Source organism: Arthrobacter sp. zg-Y238 (assembly GCF_024385525.1).
Taxonomy (GTDB): domain Bacteria; phylum Actinomycetota; class Actinomycetes; order Actinomycetales; family Micrococcaceae; genus Arthrobacter_B; species Arthrobacter_B jinronghuae.
In genome coordinates this window covers 381,228-398,372 of sequence record NZ_JANFLU010000011.1, presented here as the reverse complement: position 1 = coordinate 398,372, position 17,145 = coordinate 381,228, and the positions used below count along the sequence as shown (strand labels likewise).

The 17,145-nt window shown below is 65.2% G+C and carries 17 protein-coding genes; 8 read left to right on the top strand and 9 right to left on the bottom strand.

Annotated elements, in window-relative coordinates; translation table 11 throughout:
* From trpS to NNX38_RS13605, 3 genes are all read right to left on the bottom strand, one after another.
* Complete coding sequence (gene trpS / locus NNX38_RS13615; protein ID WP_255798491.1) at positions 1-1,035, bottom strand: tryptophan--tRNA ligase; 1,035 nt, start codon at positions 1,033-1,035, stop codon at positions 1-3.
* Between the two features lie 11 nt (positions 1,036-1,046).
* Positions 1,047-1,874, bottom strand: coding sequence for an exodeoxyribonuclease III (locus NNX38_RS13610; RefSeq protein WP_229952511.1), 828 nt, complete (start codon positions 1,872-1,874; stop codon positions 1,047-1,049).
* A gap of 121 nt (positions 1,875-1,995) precedes the next feature.
* Entirely contained in the window at positions 1,996-2,499 is a 504-nt protein-coding gene (locus NNX38_RS13605) for a hypothetical protein (protein WP_255798490.1), read from the bottom strand.
* 112 nt (positions 2,500-2,611) lie between these two features.
* Here NNX38_RS13605 and NNX38_RS13600 point away from each other — a divergent pair, with 112 nt between their 5' ends.
* Positions 2,612-3,133, top strand: coding sequence for an O-acetyl-ADP-ribose deacetylase (locus NNX38_RS13600; RefSeq protein ID WP_255798489.1), 522 nt, complete (start codon positions 2,612-2,614; stop codon positions 3,131-3,133).
* Between the two features lie 8 nt (positions 3,134-3,141).
* On the opposite strand, the gene NNX38_RS13595 is transcribed toward NNX38_RS13600, so the two are convergent.
* The 5 genes from NNX38_RS13595 to glyA all read right to left on the bottom strand — a co-directional run bounded on the left by NNX38_RS13595 (position 3,142) and on the right by glyA (position 8,184).
* Positions 3,142-3,975 (bottom strand): ABC transporter permease, encoded by an 834-nt coding sequence (locus tag NNX38_RS13595; RefSeq protein ID WP_255798488.1) that lies wholly within the window; start codon positions 3,973-3,975, stop codon positions 3,142-3,144.
* Positions 3,972-4,868, bottom strand: a complete 897-nt coding sequence (locus tag NNX38_RS13590; RefSeq protein ID WP_255798487.1) for an ABC transporter permease — start codon at positions 4,866-4,868, stop codon at positions 3,972-3,974. The genes NNX38_RS13595 and NNX38_RS13590 overlap by 4 nt, the downstream gene beginning before the upstream one ends.
* A complete protein-coding gene (locus NNX38_RS13585; RefSeq protein ID WP_255798486.1) occupies positions 4,861-5,838 on the bottom strand; it encodes an ABC transporter ATP-binding protein in 978 nt (325 codons plus the stop codon). The genes NNX38_RS13590 and NNX38_RS13585 overlap by 8 nt, the downstream gene beginning before the upstream one ends.
* Positions 5,839-5,905: 67 nt before the next feature.
* Positions 5,906-6,880 (bottom strand): bifunctional methylenetetrahydrofolate dehydrogenase/methenyltetrahydrofolate cyclohydrolase, encoded by a 975-nt coding sequence (locus NNX38_RS13580; protein ID WP_255798485.1) that lies wholly within the window; start codon positions 6,878-6,880, stop codon positions 5,906-5,908.
* Positions 6,881-6,900: 20 nt separating this feature from the next.
* Complete coding sequence (glyA, locus tag NNX38_RS13575) at positions 6,901-8,184, bottom strand: serine hydroxymethyltransferase (protein ID WP_308219837.1); 1,284 nt, start codon at positions 8,182-8,184, stop codon at positions 6,901-6,903.
* A gap of 271 nt (positions 8,185-8,455) precedes the next feature.
* On the opposite strand from glyA, the gene NNX38_RS13570 reads away from it, so the two are divergent.
* A complete protein-coding gene (locus NNX38_RS13570) occupies positions 8,456-9,538 on the top strand; it encodes an FAD-dependent oxidoreductase (protein WP_370646448.1) in 1,083 nt (360 codons plus the stop codon).
* Here the strand turns inward: NNX38_RS13570 and NNX38_RS13565 are convergent.
* Positions 9,513-10,052: a GNAT family N-acetyltransferase gene (locus NNX38_RS13565; RefSeq protein WP_255798483.1), complete on the bottom strand. Its 540-nt coding sequence runs from the start codon at positions 10,050-10,052 to the stop codon at positions 9,513-9,515. The two genes, NNX38_RS13570 and NNX38_RS13565, sit on opposite strands and share 26 nt — an antisense overlap.
* A 54-nt stretch (positions 10,053-10,106) precedes the next feature.
* Here NNX38_RS13565 and purU point away from each other — a divergent pair, with 54 nt between their 5' ends.
* The 6 genes from purU (at position 10,107) to NNX38_RS13535 (ending at position 17,043) form a co-directional block, all read left to right on the top strand.
* Positions 10,107-10,976: a formyltetrahydrofolate deformylase gene (purU, locus tag NNX38_RS13560; RefSeq protein ID WP_255798653.1), complete on the top strand. Its 870-nt coding sequence runs from the start codon at positions 10,107-10,109 to the stop codon at positions 10,974-10,976.
* Positions 10,977-11,039: 63 nt separating this feature from the next.
* Complete coding sequence (locus NNX38_RS13555) at positions 11,040-11,567, top strand: gamma carbonic anhydrase family protein (RefSeq protein WP_255798482.1); 528 nt, start codon at positions 11,040-11,042, stop codon at positions 11,565-11,567.
* 50 nt (positions 11,568-11,617) lie between these two features.
* Positions 11,618-12,832, top strand: coding sequence for an ROK family transcriptional regulator (locus tag NNX38_RS13550; RefSeq protein ID WP_255798481.1), 1,215 nt, complete (start codon positions 11,618-11,620; stop codon positions 12,830-12,832).
* Between the two features lie 212 nt (positions 12,833-13,044).
* The gene (gene mmsA / locus NNX38_RS13545; RefSeq protein ID WP_255798480.1) at positions 13,045-14,616 is read left to right on the top strand and encodes a multiple monosaccharide ABC transporter ATP-binding protein; all 1,572 of its coding nucleotides are present in this window, start codon (positions 13,045-13,047) and stop codon (positions 14,614-14,616) included.
* Positions 14,613-15,905, top strand: a complete 1,293-nt coding sequence (gene mmsB / locus NNX38_RS13540; protein WP_255798479.1) for a multiple monosaccharide ABC transporter permease — start codon at positions 14,613-14,615, stop codon at positions 15,903-15,905. Before mmsA ends, mmsB begins: the two co-directional genes overlap by 4 nt.
* A 55-nt stretch (positions 15,906-15,960) precedes the next feature.
* On the top strand, positions 15,961-17,043 hold the full coding sequence (locus NNX38_RS13535) for a sugar-binding protein (protein ID WP_255798478.1): 1,083 nt from the start codon (positions 15,961-15,963) through the stop codon (positions 17,041-17,043).
* Positions 17,044-17,145: the final 102 nt, after the last annotated feature.

Genomic DNA, 17,145 nt, shown 5'->3' with positions numbered 1-17,145 from the left:
CTACGCGGTAACGCTGCCCAGCGGCAGGAAGCCGACCTTGTTGTACACGTCTGCGAGAGTCACCGACGCCGACTCCCTGGCCTTGGCAGCACCGACGGCCAGCAGGCGGTCCAGCTCGGCCGGATCGTCCAGCAGGTGCAGGGCACGTTCACGGATGGGCCGGATGTGTTCGGTGACGACCTCCGCAAGGTCCACCTTCAGGTGTCCGTACATCTTCCCCTCGTACTCCTTCTCCAGGGTTTCCACGCTACGTCCGCTGATCAGGGAGTAGATGGACAGCAGGTTCGAGATCCCCGGCTTGGCGTCCCGGTCGAAACGGATCTCGCTGCCGTCGTCGGTCACTGCCGACTTGATCCGCTTGGCTATGACCTTGTCCTCATCGAGGAGGTTGATCAGGCCTGCCGGCGACGCGGCGGACTTGGACATCTTCGCCGAGGGGTTCTGCAGGTCGTAGATCTTGGCCGCTTCTTTTTGGATAAAGACCTCGGGCACCACGAAGGTGTCGCCGAACCGCGTGTTGAACCGCTTGGCGAGGTCCCGGCTCAGCTCTACGTGCTGCCGCTGGTCTTCGCCCACGGGCACGCCGTGCGGCTGGTAGAGCAGGATGTCGGCCACCTGCAGGATCGGGTAGGTGAACAGTCCGACACTGGCCGAGTCAGAGCCGAAGCGCTGCTGCTTGTCCTTGAACTGCGTCATGCGGGAGGCCTCACCGAATCCGGTGAGGCAGTTCAGCACCCATGCCAGCTGGGCGTGCTCGGGCACCTGGGACTGGACAAACAGGGTCGCCTTGTCGACGTCGACGCCGCCCGCAATGTACTGGGCAGCGGTGACGCGGGTGCGCTTGCGCAGGTCCTCGGGATCCTGGGGCACCGTGATGGCGTGCAGGTCCGGGATGAAGAAGTAGGCGTCGTATTCGTCCTGAAGCCGCACCCAGTTCACCAAGGCGCCGAGGTAGTTGCCCAGATGCAGGGAATCGGCGGACGGCTGCATTCCCGAGAGGATGCGCCGGCGGCTGCTGGAAGACTCAGATGTCATGGAGGAAACCCTTAGAACTGGTAGTCGATCACTACTGGAGCGTGGTCTGAGAAGCGGGAGTCATACGTGGGGGCACGGTCGACGACGGCGTTGACGGCCCGTGCCGCCAGCTCCGGCGTGGCCATGTGGTAGTCGATCCGCCAGCCGGAGTCATTGTCGAACGCCTGTCCGCGCCAGCTCCACCAGGTGTACGGTCCGTTGACCTCACCGGCGAGGGAGCGGTGGACGTCGGTGTAACCGATTTCCTCGCCGAAGAAGCGGTCAAAGTAGGCACGTTCCTCGGGCAGGAAACCTGCGCGCTTGACGTTGCCCTTCCAGTTCTTGATGTCCAGGGGTGTGTGTCCCACGTTCAGGTCCCCCACCACCAGGACGAAGTCGCTGGTCTGCGCCAGGGCGGGCAGCCGGACGGCCATGGTGTCGAGGAAGCGGTACTTGTCCACCTGCTTGGGCGTATCCACCTCGCCGGAATGGACGTAGGCGCTGACGACGGTGAGGATCTTCTCTTCTCCCGCCACCGCGACCTTGAAGTCCGCCTCTACCCAGCGGCCCGAACGTGCGAAGTACTCGTCGCCGATGTGCTCGCGGACGGCGACCGGTTCGGTGCGGGAGGCGATGGCGACACCGGCACGGCCCTTGGCCTCAAGGCATTCGGCGTGCTGGACGTGCCAGGTATCACCAAGCAGGTCCTTCAGGATGGCGTCGGGCGCGCGCACCTCCTGCAGGCACAGGATGTCCACATCGCGCTCCGCCAGCCAATCGGCCATGCCCCGCTTGTAGGCGGCACGGATGCCGTTGACGTTCACGGACGCAATGCGCAGGGTTTCCCCGGAACTGTCCATAGTCCCTGTCGATGCCGTCCCTGTTGATGCCGAACTCACGCGAATAACCATACTCCTCAGTAGCTGTTCATCCCGAAACGGCCGCCACCGGCACGGCGCGCCCGGAAGCGGTGGGCGGGAACTAGTCGACTACGGTGCCTTCGACAGGCCCGCCGTCGTCCTTCTTGATCATGCCACGGCCGTTGGACGCCGTGATCTCGATGGTCTCCAGGGCACGGTCCACCATTTCCCGGTCAGCGTCCAGGTTCTGGACAATGACCTTCGCCTGGACCTGGATGATCTTGAAGCTGTGGTCCAGTTTCTGGTCGCGCACAGTGGTGCTTTCGTCGACCACCTGGACGCCGCCGCGGGGAGCAAGGCCGGCGGTGGCACCGGCGAGCTTTGCGGTGGCCTTGCGCGTGGCACTCCGAACCGAGAACACCACGAACGTCGAGAGGAACAGCCAGCCGAGGGACACAATGACCACCAGCCAACCGATGACGTCATTCTGGTTGGCGGCGAAAACCACTGCCACCAGGAAGACAATGAGCATCACGACGATGCCCGTAGAGCCCATCTTGCGGCTAATGCCGCGGCCGGGCGAGGACGAGGACGACGGCGTCTGGCCGTTTCGGATCGACTGCATGGTTTTATTCTCTCAAACTCGGACAGGTGCCGGATGCCGCGTTCGCTCTGCGCGGTGGTGCAGGCCCGTCCCGCGGTGGAAAACGGGGCGGCTGCGGTGGCAGACTGGCTCGATGCAGATCACCATCGCCACCGGCGACATCACCACCCGGGATACCGACGTCGTCGTCAATGCTGCCAACTCATCGTTGCTCGGCGGCGGCGGAGTGGACGGCGCCATCCACCGGGCGGCGGGCCCGAAGCTCCTGGCCGCCTGCCGTGAGCTGCGCAGGACATCGTTGCCGCAGGGGCTTCCCACAGGCCGGTCCGTGGCTACGGACGCGTTCGACCTGCCTGCGCGGTGGGTGGTGCACACCGTGGGTCCCAACGCCGGGGCAGGGGAAACGGACCCCGAGCTGCTGAGGTCCTGTTTCCGCAGCGCCCTGGCCGTTGCCGAGGAGCTGGGCGCAGAGAGCATTTCCTTTCCGGCCGTGAGTGCGGGCATCTACGGGTGGGACCCGGAGACCGTGGCGGGAATCGGGCTGCAGGAGGTCCTGGCCCACACTCCGGGGACGCTGAAGCGCGCGGAGTTTGTGCTCTTCAATGACCGCGCGGCCGGAATCTTCGCCCGAAAATACGAGCAGCTGGCCGGCTGACCCGGAGCCTACTTCAGGAACAGCGCCCGGAGCCGGTTAGTGGTCAGGGTCAGGCCGAGCACAATCATCACCACGAAGTACAGCAGGTGCCCTGCCGTTCCCCAGCTGAAGATGCCCACACTGATCTGCCGGAGCAGTTCCACGCCGTGCCAGAGCGGCAGTGCCTGGATCACGGACTGCACCGCTTCGGGGTACACACTCAGCGGATAGAAGGTGGCAGAGAGCAGGAACATGGGCAGCATGATCATTTGGACCCAGTCCAGCTGCTGGAAGGTCTTCATGTAACTGGTCACGGCCATTCCGAAGGAAGCGAAGCCAAAAGCGATCACCACGGCGGCCGGAATCATCAGCAGCGCCCAGGGTGAGGTGATCAGGCCCATCGCGCCCATCACGGCGGTGAAGCCGGTGGCATAGAGAGCTCCGCGGAGCAGGGCCAGGAAGATCTCTCCCATCGCCACGTCCAACGGACCCAGGGGCGTGGACAGCATGCCCTCGTAGAGCCGGGAGTAGTGGAGCTTGAAGAACACGTTCATGGTGGAGTCGTACACCGCGCCGTTCATCGCCGACACTGCCAGCAGCGCCGGCGCAATGAAGTTGGCATATTCCATTTCCTGCCCGCCGGGGCCGGAAACCGCGCCCACCAAAGCGCCCAGGCCTATGCCCATGGCCACCAGGTACAGCACCGGTTCGACGAACCCGCTGACCATGATGCTCCAGTTGGTGCCCCATGTGGCCTTGAGCCCGCGGGCAATCACGGCCCGGATATTTCGTCCGTACAGCGAGCCGAGGAACCTGTCCTGCGGTACCAGCACAGTAGGCGCCGTGCGGTTTTCGATGCTCATCCGTCGAGCCTCCTCGTGAAGTTCCGCCGGGCCAGTACCAGCCCACCGACGGTCAGGACCAGCAGGTACACCAGGTGGACGGCGGTCATGGCTGCCGGCTCCGGGTGTCCGTAGCTGAGCACCCGGCCCAGTTCGGTGGAATGCCAGAGCGGCGAGATCCAGCCGATCCAGCGGACGGCCAGCGGCAGCGACTCCAGCGGAAAGAAGGTGCCGGAGAACAGGAACAGCGGCATCACAATGAACCGCTGGACCATGGCGAACTGCCCCTTGTCCTCTTTCAGGGTGGAGCTGAACGCCAATAGCGGCATCCCGAACGCAAGTCCGGCCAGCAGCGCCGTGAAGATCATGAGCCAACCGGTTGCAGGCTGCACCACGGCACCGAAGAGCACCAGGAACAGGTAGTAGAGGCCCGTGGTCAGCAGGATGCGGACCGTAACTCCCAGGACGTGGCCGAGGGCAATCTGTCCGCTGGAGATCGGCGAAGCGTTGGGTCCGTAGTAGGTCCGGTGCCACTTGAATCCGCCCATGACGGTGTAGGTATTTTCCTCGCTGGAGACCATTAGCGCTGCCGTGGCCACGAGGGCAGGTCCCAGGAACACCAGGTAGGACACGGTCGAACCGTCGCCACCCGGGAAACCCGCGTTCGAGTTCCCGTCGATCAGCACCGCCAGGCCCGTGCCCATGCCCAGCAGGTAGACCAGCGGGGTGCCTATGGCGGTCATCAGCACGGTCCCCTGGTAGCCGCGCATCCGGCGGATCCACATGTCCGCGTAGTACAAGGCACCGAAGCGCCGCGCCTTGGCGGCGGTTTGGCGCGGGGTCAGCGGCGACCGCAGTCCGAGGACCTCATGGCGCTCAAGTGCAGGTTGGGCAGCGGATTCCGGCCTAGTCAACGAGGCTCCTCCCGGTCAGGCGCAGGAACACATCTTCCAGCGAGGAGCGGCGCACCAGCGAGGTGATGGGCCGCAGCCCCCGGCCGGTCACGGCTTCCAGGGCGGCTTCGCCGTCATCGGCGTAAATCAGCACCCGGTCCGGAAGGGTCTCCAGCCGCTCGCCGATCCCCTCCAGCTCAGCGGCCACGGTGGTGTTGCGCTCCGAACCGAACCGCAGCTCTACCACCTCACGGGTGGAATGCTCACGGATCAGGGCCGACGGCGACCCTTCAGCCATGATCGCGCCCTTGTCCACTACGATCAGCCGGTCACACAGCTGCTCGGCCTCGTCCATGTAATGGGTGGTGAGGATCAGCGTCACCCCGGCTTCCTTGAGCCGGAACAACCGGTCCCAGAGGATGTGCCGGGCCTGCGGATCAAGGCCGGTGGTCGGTTCATCGAGCAGCAGGATCTTCGGGTCGTTGATCAGGGACCGCGCAATGGTCAGGCGCCGCTTCATACCCCCGGAGAGCGAGTCCACACGGGCCTTGGCTTTGTCGGTGAGCTGCGCGAATTCCAGCAGTTCGTCGGCCTTGGGCTGCAGGTAGCTCTTGGGCAGGCCGAAGTAGCGTCCGTAGGCAAGGAGGTTGTCCCGCACGCGCAGGTCCTCATCCAGGTTGTCCTGCTGCGGCACCACGCCCAGGTGTGCGCGGACCTCCGGGCCATAGGTGTTCGGGTCCAGCCCCATGATGCTGAGGTCTCCGCCGCTGCGCTGGGCGACGCCGCCGATCATCTTCATGGTGGTGGATTTCCCGGCGCCGTTGGGCCCGAGGAGCCCGAAGGACTCCCCCGGCGGAACGTCGAAGGAGATGCCGTTGACGGCGGTGAAATCACCGTAGGACTTGGTCAGGTTCCGTGCGGAAATGACGAAGTCGGAGCGGGTTTCGGGGACGGTTTTGCTTGATGTGATCTGTGACACTTGAGACAGCATAGTGGACGCAGGACGGGGCCGGTGCATGTTGCCACGCACCGGCCCCGTCAATTGCACCGATTCGGTTCTAGACCAGGATTCCGGCCTGCCGTTCGGCGGCTTCCACCACGTTCGCCAGCAGCATTGCGCGGGTCATCGGGCCCACGCCGCCCGGGTTGGGCGAAATCCAGGATGCGACGTCGGCCGCTGCCGGCTCGACGTCGCCGGTCAGCGTGGTCTCCCCGGTTTCCGGGTCGGTGACCCGGGTGACCCCGACGTCCAGCACGATGGCGCCGGGCTTGAGCTCCTCGGCACGGATCATTTCAGGGAAGCCGGCCGCGGCAACCACCACGTCGGCTGCCTGCAGGTGCTCGAACAGGTCCGCGGTCCCGGTGTGCGCCAGGGTGACCGTGGCGTTGATCGGCCGGCGGGTCAGGAGCAGGCCGAGCGGCCGCCCGACGGTGACGCCGCGTCCAACCACCAGGACCTTCTTGCCGTTCAGCGAAATCCCGTTGCGGACCAGCAGCTGCACGATCCCGTGCGGCGTGCAGGGCAGCGGAGACGTCATCGGTTCGCTGACGTTGAGCACCAGGCGGCCCAGATTGACCGGGTGCAGCCCGTCCGCGTCCTTTTCCGGCGCAATCCGTTCCAGGATGGCATTCGCATCGATGTGCGCCGGCAGCGGGAGCTGCACAATGTAGCCGGTGGTGGCCGGGTCCTCGTTCAGCTCGTCGATGACCTTTTCCAGGTCTGCCTGGCTGATGTCGCCGGGAAGGTCCCTGCGGATGGAGTTAATCCCCACCTGCTTGCAGTCCTTGTGCTTGCCGCCCACGTAGGAGTGGCTGGCGGGATCATCGCCCACCAGCACGGTGCCCAGGCCCGGGGTGATGCCGTGCTCTTCCTTCAGCACCCGCACCCGTTCGGCCAGGTCATCCTTGATCTCCCGGGCGGCGGCGCGGCCGTCCAGGATCTTCGCCGCGACCGGAGTGCCGTATTCGGTTTTCTCCTTAACCTCCCAGCCAAGGTTGACGCTGGCGGCCTCATCGGTCGCGGGACCCTCCATATTGGTTCCTTTCTCCACGGTTACCATTCCTCCTGTCCGGGGTAGAGCGGGAAGTTCTCAGTCAGCGCACCCACGCGGGCACGAAGGGCCTCAACGTCGGGAGCGGGCTTCAGCGCGGCGGCGATGATCTCGGCAACCTCGGTGAACTCCGTTGCGCCGAAGCCCCGGGTTGCGAGCGCGGGGGTGCCGATCCGCAGGCCGGACGTGACCATCGGCGGACGCGGGTCGAACGGCACGGAATTGCGGTTCACCGTGATGCCAACGGAATCAAGCAGGTCTTCGGCCTGCTTGCCGTCCAGGGCGGAGTGCCGCAGGTCCACCAGGATCAGGTGTACGTCGGTGCCGCCGGTGAGCACTGACACTCCGTGTTCGGCGACGTCCGGCGCATTCAGGCGGTCGGCAATGATCCGCGCGCCCTCGAGCACGCGTTCCTGCCGTTCCCGGAACTCCTCGGTGCCGGCAATCTTAAAGGCCACGGCCTTCGCGGCAATCACGTGCATCAGCGGGCCGCCCTGCTGGCCGGGGAAGACGGCGGAGTTCAGCTTCTTCGCGTATTCCTTTTTCGCCAGGATCATTCCCGACCGCGGCCCGGCAAGGGTCTTGTGCACGGTGGAGGTGACGACGTCGGACACCGGCACCGGGTTGGGGTGCAGTCCGGCGGCCACCAGTCCGGCAAAATGCGCCATGTCGGTCCAAAGATAGGCACCTGCTTCATCGGCGATGGAGCGGAAGGCCTCGAAGTCCAGCTGCCGCGGGTAGGCGGACCAGCCGGCGACAATAACCTGCGGGCGTTCTGCCAGCGCCTGTTCGCGGACCCGGTCCATGTCCACCCGGTACGTCTGCTCGTCCACGCCGTAGGCCGCGACGTCGTACAGCTTGCCGGAAAAGTTCAGTTTCATGCCGTGGGTAAGATGCCCGCCGTGGGCCAGGTTCAGCCCCATCAGTTTCTCGCCCGGTGCCATCAGGGCCGCGAGCGCGGCAGCATTTGCCTGCGCGCCGGAATGCGGCTGGACATTGGCGAACTCGGCACCGAACAGGGCCTTCACCCGCTCGATGGCAAGGTTCTCCGCCACGTCCACATGTTCACAGCCGCCGTAGTAGCGGCGCCCGGGGTAGCCCTCGGCGTACTTGTTGGTGAGGACGGAACCGGAGGTTTCCAGGACGGCGCGCGGCGCGAAGTTCTCGGAAGCGATCATCTCGAGGGTGCTGCGCTGGCGGGACAATTCATCATTCAGTACCGCTGCTATTTCGGGATCAACATCGATAAGCGGCGCGTTGGTGACGGGGTGGGTGGATACTCTCACGTGGATCTCCTGGGAAGGGTTCTCTATAGGTCAGGCTACCTGTCGGGGCATAGGCCGGGCATGGCACAACAGTTTCGCGCGTGACCCTCGGCCCAGGCGTGCGATCCGTGGTCGTTAGGACACCCCGCAGGGTGCCGTGCCGCTTCCTGGTGGTAATCCACCTAACGCCAGTCGCGACGCTCTCCATCCTAGCCTCACCTGTCCCCCGGCCGCAGGGCTTCGGCGGAATAGCCGCAATGCCCGGACCGTTACGGTTCCCAAGAACGAAGGAGTGCAAAAGGTGGAAACGGACATACTGGTGATCGGAGCCGGCCAGGCCGGACTCAGTGCCGCCTATCACCTGCGCCGCCGGGGACTGGAGCCCGGCGGCGGTTTCACCGTGCTGGACGCGAACCCCGGGCCGGGCGGGGCCTGGCGGCACAGGTGGGATTCGCTGACCTTCGGTGCTGCGCACGCCCTGCACGACCTCCCGGGGATGCCGCTGGGCTCACCCGATCCCGCCGAGCCCGCTTCCGCCGTCGTCACCAGGTACTACGGCCGCTATGAGCAGGAGTTCGGATTCGACGTCGTCCGGCCGGTCTCCGTGTCGGCGGTGGCGGAGGGCGACGGCGGCCGGCTCGCGGTCCGCGCCGTGGACGGCCGGGAGTGGCAGGCCCGCACGGTCATCAACGCGACGGGTACGTGGGACCGGCCGTATTGGCCCTACTATCCGGGGCGGGAGTCCTTCCGCGGCCGCCAGCTGCATACCCGGGACTTCCGGAGCGTGGCTGACTTTGCCGGGCAGCGGGTCCTGGTGGTCGGCGGCGGCACCTCCGCGGTGCAGTTCCTGCTGCAGCTGCACCGTGCCGGTGTGGAAACGGTCTGGTCCACGCGCCGGCCGCCGGAATTCACCCTCCGTCCGTTCGACTCCGAATGGGGGCGGGCGGTGGAAGCGAAAGTCAGCGCCAGGACCCGTGCCGGCCTGCCGCCGCTGAGCGTCGTAGCCGCCACGGGTCTGCCGCTGACCGATGAATACCGTCGGGGCATTGAAGACGGGGTGCTCGTTTCGCGCGGAGGGATCGGACGCCTGACCGCCTCCGGTGTTGTTTTCGCGGACGGGTCCGCCGAGTCCGTGGACGCGGTCCTGTGGGCCACCGGTTTTCGTGCCGCCCTGGAGCATCTGGCTCCGCTGCACCTGCGCGAACCAGGCGGCGGGATTCGAATGGACGGGGTTCGGGTGGTGCGCGAGCCGCGTCTGCTGCTGGTGGGCTACGGCGAGTCCTCCTCCACGCTGGGGGCCACCCGCGCCGGCCGTGCAGCGGCGCTTGCTGCCGTACAACGGCAGCCGGCTACGAAAGCACCTCTTCCCAGTTGACGGGCGTAACCGTGCCCTTCTCCCAGTCACGCCGCAGGATGGCGTAAACCACCGTGGCAACCCTGTGTCCGTCTTCCAGCGGCCAGTCCTCTCGGTGATGCGCTTCCTTCACGAAGCCTGAACGCAGCAGGGTCTTGCGCATGGCGATGTTGTCCTCCCGCGTACGGCCCGCAAAGCGGTGCGCTTCGGGGTAGTCGTCGAACACCATGCCGGTAAGGGATTTCAACACCGGGACGCCGTTGCCCCGGCCGCGGAACTTCTCCACCAGGCGCAGGTCCAGCACCGGCGTACTCGTGCCCAGCTCCTCCAGGATGACCAGACCCATGCGGTGGTTGTCGCCGAACACCCAGAAGGTGCTCACGCCGTCGCCGTCGAACCGCCCCTCGATCAGGAGGCGCCGCACCAGCCCCTCGGAAGGCGCCTTGATCCGGTGGTACGGAAAGCTGTTGGTAGTGAGGAAACGTACGAGCTCTCCCTCATCCTTGTCAGAAAACGGAAGGAACATCACATCCATGTGCCCACCCTAGGTCAGGGCGCTGAAACCGGTAACCTAGCAAGGGTGACCGCCATGATTTCCTCTCCCGACGCCCCCGCCGCCAACGCCTTCACCCTGACGTTGTCCTGCCCCGACCGTCCCGGCATTGTCCATGCCGTCAGCGCTTCCCTGGTGGCAGCCGAAGGCAACATCACCGAGTCGGCGCAGTTCGGCAGTCCGGAAACCGGCTCCTTCTTTATGCGCGTGGACTTCACTTCCCCGCGTTCCTACGAGCAGGTCCATACGGAACTCGCCGCAACGGCCTCCGCATTTGCCATGTCCTGGGAGCTGCACCGCGCCGGCCGCCGGACCCGCACCCTGATCATGGCGTCCAAGTCCGGCCGCTGCCTCAATGACCTGCTGTTCCGGCAGCGCGCGGGGACGCTGCCGATTGACATCCCGGCCATTGTCTCCAACCACCGCGAGCTGGAGCCCCTCGCCGATTTCTACGGTGTGCCGTTCCACCACATCCCCGTCGCCCCGGACACGAAGGACCAGGCGGAGGACCGGCTGCGCGCCCTAATGGCCGAGCTGGACATTGAGCTGGTGGTCCTCGCCCGCTACATGCAGATCCTGAGCAACGACCTCTGCCGCGATCTGTCCGGGCGGGCCATCAACATCCATCATTCCTTCCTGCCCTCCTTCAAGGGAGCGCGGCCCTACCACCAGGCGCATGCCCGGGGAGTGAAGCTGATCGGTGCCACGGCGCATTACGTAACGTCGGACCTGGACGAAGGTCCCATCATCGAACAGGAAGTCATCCGGGTGGACCATGCCCGGTCTGCTGCCCAGCTCGCGGCCCTGGGCAGCGACGTCGAGGGGCGGGCGCTGTCCAAGGCGGTGCAATGGCATGCCGAGCACCGGGTCCTGCTGGACGGCCGGCGGACCATCGTCTTCAGCTAGGCCGTTCCTTCTACGGGCGCTGCCTCCGCTAACGGGTATCCGGCCGGCGCTACGCTGGGTTCCATGGCACACATCATTGAATTCCGGGGCAAGACCCCCGCGGTCGATCCCACTGTCTTCCTCGCTCCCACCGCTTCGCTCATTGGCGACGTCACCATGGCAGCGGACTCCAGCGCCTTCTACGGCGCATGCGTCCGCGGTGATTCCAACAGCATCCGCGTGGGGGCCGGGACCAACCTCCAGGACAACGTGGTCCTGCATGCGGACCCGGGCTTCCCGACGTCGGTGGGCGACCGGGTGAGCATCGGCCACAATGCCGTGGTGCACGGCTGCACGGTCGAGGACGACTGCCTGATCGGCATGAGCGCCACGATTATGAACGGTGCCGTAATCGGTGCCGGCTCCCTCGTGGCCGCCGGTGCCCTGGTCCTTGAAGGCACCGTGGTCCCGCCCCGTTCGCTGGTGGCCGGCATGCCGGCAAAGGTCCGCCGGACCCTCACTGACGAGGAGGTCGCCGGGGTGAAGGCGAACGCGGAAAACTACCGGCAGACGGCCGCTGACCACCGGGCTGCCGTAGCGTCGCAGCCCTAGGCTTGTGTTCACTTCTTGACTGCAAGAGTGTGATGTAGCACGCTAAACTAATGCCAGCCGATCCATCCTCGACGTTGAGGACCACCCGTACACCGGGAACCACCCCATCCAAGCCGGGCTCGCAGAGCGCCCTTCGTGAACGCAACCGGCAGCGCATTGTCCAGGCCCTCCTGGCCTCGGGGCCGTTGACGCAGGCGGGACTTTCGCGCCAGACGGGATTGTCCCGCGCCACTGTGTCCAACATCGTGGGTGATATGAGCGAGCGTCAGCTCGTTATCACCGAGCCCACCACCAGCTCCGGGCGCAGGGCACTTTCGGTGCGGCTCAACGAGTCCGGAGCCGTCGCTGCCGGCATCGACATTGGACGCCGGCACGTCAGGGTGATCCTGGCCTCGCTCGGCCACCGGATCCTCCAGGAAGAGTCCATCCAGCTTCCGCTGGGCCACTCCGCAGCAGAGGGCATGGATGCCGCTGCGGCCCTGCTGGCCCGGCTGCTGCGCCGGCAGGGGGCGGACCGCAGTGCCGTCCTGGGCGCCGGCGTCGGCATCCCCGGCCCCATTGACCGGCGCACGGGCACTGTGGTCCAGGGCGCGATCCTTCCCGAATGGGTGGGAATCAATATGCGCGAAGACCTCGCCGACCGGCTGGGTGTCCCGGTCTACATCGACAACGACGCCAACCTCGGGGCGCTGGCGGAAGTCACCTGGGGGCCGCACGGCTGCAGCGAAAACCTGATCTTCATCAAGGTTGCCTCCGGCATCGGTGCCGGGCTGGTCATCAACGGTTCGCTCTACTACGGGAATGTCGGCATCACCGGGGAGATCGGACACGCCACCATCTTCGACCAGGGGCTGATCTGCCGCTGCGGCAACCGCGGCTGCCTGGAAACCATAGCGTCGACCTCCATCATGATCGAGCTGCTGAGCCGCGCCTCCAAGGGCCCCGTCACCACCGCGGACATCCTTTCGCGCGCCGCCGGAAAGGACCCGGCCACCCTGCGCGTCATTGACGACGCCGGCGCTGCAGTCGGCCGCGCCGCCGCCAACCTCGCGAATACCCTGAACCCGGAACTCATCATCATCGGCGGTTCGCTGACCGATCTCGGGGACACGTTCCTGGACCCGATCCGCCGCGGCCTGCTGCGGCATGCCGTTCCCCTGGTCGGCGAAACCTCCACCGTGCTTATGTCCTCCCTCGGGGACCGCGCCGAAGCCCTGGGCGCAGCCGCACTCGTCCTCCAGGAACAGGGGGCCGCGGCAGCCTAGTACTTGCCGGGCGAATCAAAAACTACCCGAAACAGCGGTTGTTGTGTTCAAGACTTGACGGCAGTGCCTGTGACCGTGGTAACTTCCTTACCGGCCCACTCTGTGGGCCGTATCACGACAAAGAGGTCACACGGAGGCACTCATGCGAGCAGAAGCAGCTCCGGCAGTAGGCGCGCGGCGCGCTCCCTGCCACCACGGCAGGGACAAAACGCATGTCGGCTAGTCCATTCATTCTGGAAATGCACTCCATCACCAAGGAGTTCCCCGGCGTCAAGGCCCTCGCGGATGTGGCCCTGAACGTCCGGGCCGGCGAAATCCACGCCATCTGCGGAGAAAACGGCGCCGGAAAGTCCACGCTGATGAAGGTCCTCTCCGGGGTCTACCCCCACGGCACCTACACCGGAGAAATCGTCTTCCAAGGCAGGCCCGTCCAGTTCCGGGACATCCGGTCCAGCGAGGCCGCCGGAATTGTCATCATCCACCAGGAACTGGCACTGATTCCCGAACTCTCCATTGCCGAGAACATATTCCTGGGCAACGAACCCACCCGGTTCGGCGTCATCGACTGGGACAAGGTCAACTTCGACACCCTGGACCTCATGGAACGGGTGGGACTCAACGAAGACCCCACCACGCCCATCAAGGATCTGGGTGTGGGCAAGCAGCAGCTGGTGGAGATCGCCAAGGCACTGAACAAGCGAGTGCAGCTGCTGATCCTCGACGAGCCCACCGCCGCGCTCAACGAGACCGATTCCCAGCACCTGCTGGGCCTGATGTCCGGCCTGCGGGACAAAGGCATCTCCTGCATCATGATCTCGCACAAGCTCAACGAGATTGAGCAGATCGCGGATTCCATCACCATCATCCGCGACGGCCGCTCCGTAGAGACGATCGACGTCGCCGCCGAAGGCGCGGACGAAGACCGCATCATCCGCGGCATGGTTGGACGTTCCCTGGAATCCCGGTTCCCGGACCACACCCCGAAGATCGGTGAAACGTTCTTCGAGGTCCGCGGTTGGACCGTGGGCCACCCCTCCGTCGCGGACCGCCTGGTCTGCAAGGGTGCGGACTTCCACGTGAAGCGCGGCGAGATTGTCGGATTTGCCGGGCTGATGGGCGCCGGGCGCACCGAGCTGGCCCGTTCCGTTTTCGGCCGCTCCTACGGCAACTTCATCTCCGGCCAGATCATCAAGGACGGCAAGGAGATCACCCTCAAGACGGTGCACTCCGCCATTAACCATGGCCTGGCCTACGTCACCGAAGACCGCAAGACCCTGGGCCTGAACCTCCTGGACGACATCAAGGCCACCACGGTTTCAGCTGACCTTAAGAAGATCACCCGGGGCCTGGTTGTCGACAACGACGCCGAGTTCCGCCACGCGGAGGAATACCGCAAGAGCCTGCGCACCAAGGCACCCACCGTCGATGAGGGCGTTTCCAAGCTCTCCGGCGGCAACCAGCAGAAGGTTGTCCTGGCCAAGTGGATGTTCACCGACCCGGACCTGCTGATCCTGGACGAACCCACCCGCGGCATCGATGTGGGCGCCAAGTACGAAATCTACGGAATCATCCAGCAGCTCGCGAACCAGGGCAAGGGAGTCATCGTGATTTCCTCTGAGCTCCCCGAGCTCCTGGGCCTCTCGGACCGCATCTACACCATCTTCGAAGGGGCGATCACCGGCGAGGTCTCCAAGGCGGAGGCCAACCAGGAGAACCTCATGAGGCTCATGACCTCCCCCGCCCGGAAGCCCGCCGACTACGCCACTCAAGGAACACTTTCATGAACGCCATCAAGCAACTCCTGGGCGGCAACGGCCGCCAATTCGGGATGATCTTCGCCTTGGCCATCCTGGTCGGCCTGTTCCAGGTCCTCACCGGGGGCAAGACCCTGACGCCCACGAACATGATCAACCTGTTCAACGGCAACTCCTACATCCTGATCCTGGCGGTGGGCATGGTCTTCGTGATTATTGCCGGCCACATCGACCTCTCGGTGGGATCCGTCGCCGCGTTCTCGGGCATCGTCGTAGCGATGGCCATGCGGGACTGGGGCCTGCCCTGGTACGCGGGCATACTCCTGGGCCTGCTGGTGGGCGCGGCAATCGGCGCCTGGCAGGGCCTGTGGGTGGCGTACGTCGGAATCCCGGCGTTCATCGTGACACTGGCAGGCATGCTGATCTTCCGCGGGGCCAACCAGTGGGTGGGCAAGTCCAACACCGTTCCGGTCCCCTCCGAATTCCAGTTCATCGGCGCCGGCTATCTGCCCGAGGGCGGCCCGATCCCGGGTTACAACAACCTGACCCTGCTGCTGGGCCTGATCCTCTGCGCCGCAGTGATCTACGGCGAAATGCGCAAGCGTTCCCGCAACGCCAAGCTCGGCACCGCCAACCCGCCTGCCTGGGTTCCGGTGGTTAAGATCGGCCTGCTCTGCGCGGTCATCCTCTACGCCACGTACCTCTTCGCCACGGGCCGTCCCGGCACGTCCTTCCCGGTCTCGGGCATCATCCTGGGCGTCCTGGTCCTCTTCTACGGGTTCGTCTCCAACAAGACCATCCTTGGCCGCCACGTCTACGCGGTGGGCGGCAACCGGCACGCTGCGGAGCTCTCCGGCGTGCAGGGCAAGAAGGTCAACTTCATGGTCATGATGAACATGTCGATTCTGGCCGCCTTGGCCGGCATGATCTTCGTTGCCCGCTCCACCGCCTCCGGTCCGTTTGACGGCACCAACTGGGAACTTGACGCCATTGCCGCCGTCTTCATCGGCGGAGCGGCCGTTTCCGGCGGCGTCGGAACCGTAGTCGGTTCCATCGTGGGCGGCCTGGTCATGGCCGTCCTGAACAACGGCCTGCAGCTGCTCGGCGTGGGCGCGGACACCACCTCCATGATCAAGGGCCTGGTCCTGCTGCTCGCCGTCGCACTGGACGTCTACAACAAGACCCAGGGCAAGCCCTCCATCACCGGGCTGCTGATGCGCAACTTCGGCGGCAACAAGCCCAAGCCGGCCCCCGCCGTCGTCGACGCCACCCCGGAAATGCCCACGGGCACCAAGACTGTCATTGCCACCGACGCCTAGACCGCACTACTTACTCCGCTCTATTTCCAGCACCGCTATCAAGAAAGAGAACACCATGCGTAAATTCGCAAAATCCTTCGCCGTTGCGGCAACGGTGGCAGCATTGTCGCTGTCCGCCTGCGGCCGCACCGAAGAAACCGCTTCCGGAGCCGAAGAAGGCTTCGAGGACGGGGCAGCCATCGGCGTCGCCCTGCCGCAGAAAACCTCGGAAAACTGGGTGCTCGCCGAGACCCTCTTCAACGACGGCCTCAAGGAGGCCGGCTACGAGGGCCAGGTCCAGTTCGCCAACGGCGGCGTGTCCGAACAGCAGAACCAGATCAGCTCCATGATCACCAACGGTGTCGAGGTCCTCATTGTGGGTGCCATCGACGGCAGCCAGCTCGGCTCACAGCTGCAGGACGCCAAGGATGCCGGCATCACCGTCATCGCCTATGACCGCCTGCTGACCAACACCGAAAACGTTGACTACTACGTGGCCTACGACAACTTCAAGGTCGGCCAGCTGCAGGGCCAGGCCCTGCTGGACGGGCTGAAGGAAAAGAAGCCCGAAGGTCCGTACAACATTGAGCTGTTTGCCGGTTCCCCGGATGACGCCAATGCCCAGGTCTTCTTCGACGGCGCCATGGATATCCTCCAGCCGGAGATCGAAGCAGGAAACCTCGTAGTCGGCTCCGGCCAGACCGAGTTCAACCAGGCTGTCACCCAGGGCTGGAAGGCAGAGAACGCCCAGAAGCGCATGGACACCCTGCTCTCCAGCAACTACGCCTCCCAGGAACTGGACGGCGTCCTCTCCCCCAACGACACCCTGGCCCGCGCCGTCCTGACCTCGGTCACCGGCGCCGGCAAGGCACTGCCCGTCATTACCGGCCAGGACTCCGAGGTGGAATCCGTCAAGCTGATCATGGAAGGCAAGCAGTACTCCACCATCAACAAGGACACCCGTAACCTGGTGAACCAGAGCATTGACATGGTCAAGGCACTGGGCGCCGGCGAAGAGGTCGAAATCAATGACGACGAGAGCTACGACAACGGCAAGAAGGTAGTCGAGAGCTACCTGCTGGAGCCGGTCATCGTCACCAAGGCCAACGCTGCCGAGGCCTACGCGAATGACCCCACGCTCTCCGAGCTGACCAAGTAATACCTGCACAGCAACTGCCCCTTCGGGCGGAACAGCCCGGGTTTCCTTCACGGAAACCCGGGCTGTTCCACACCTGATCCACCCCGTTCCACACCCTGCTGC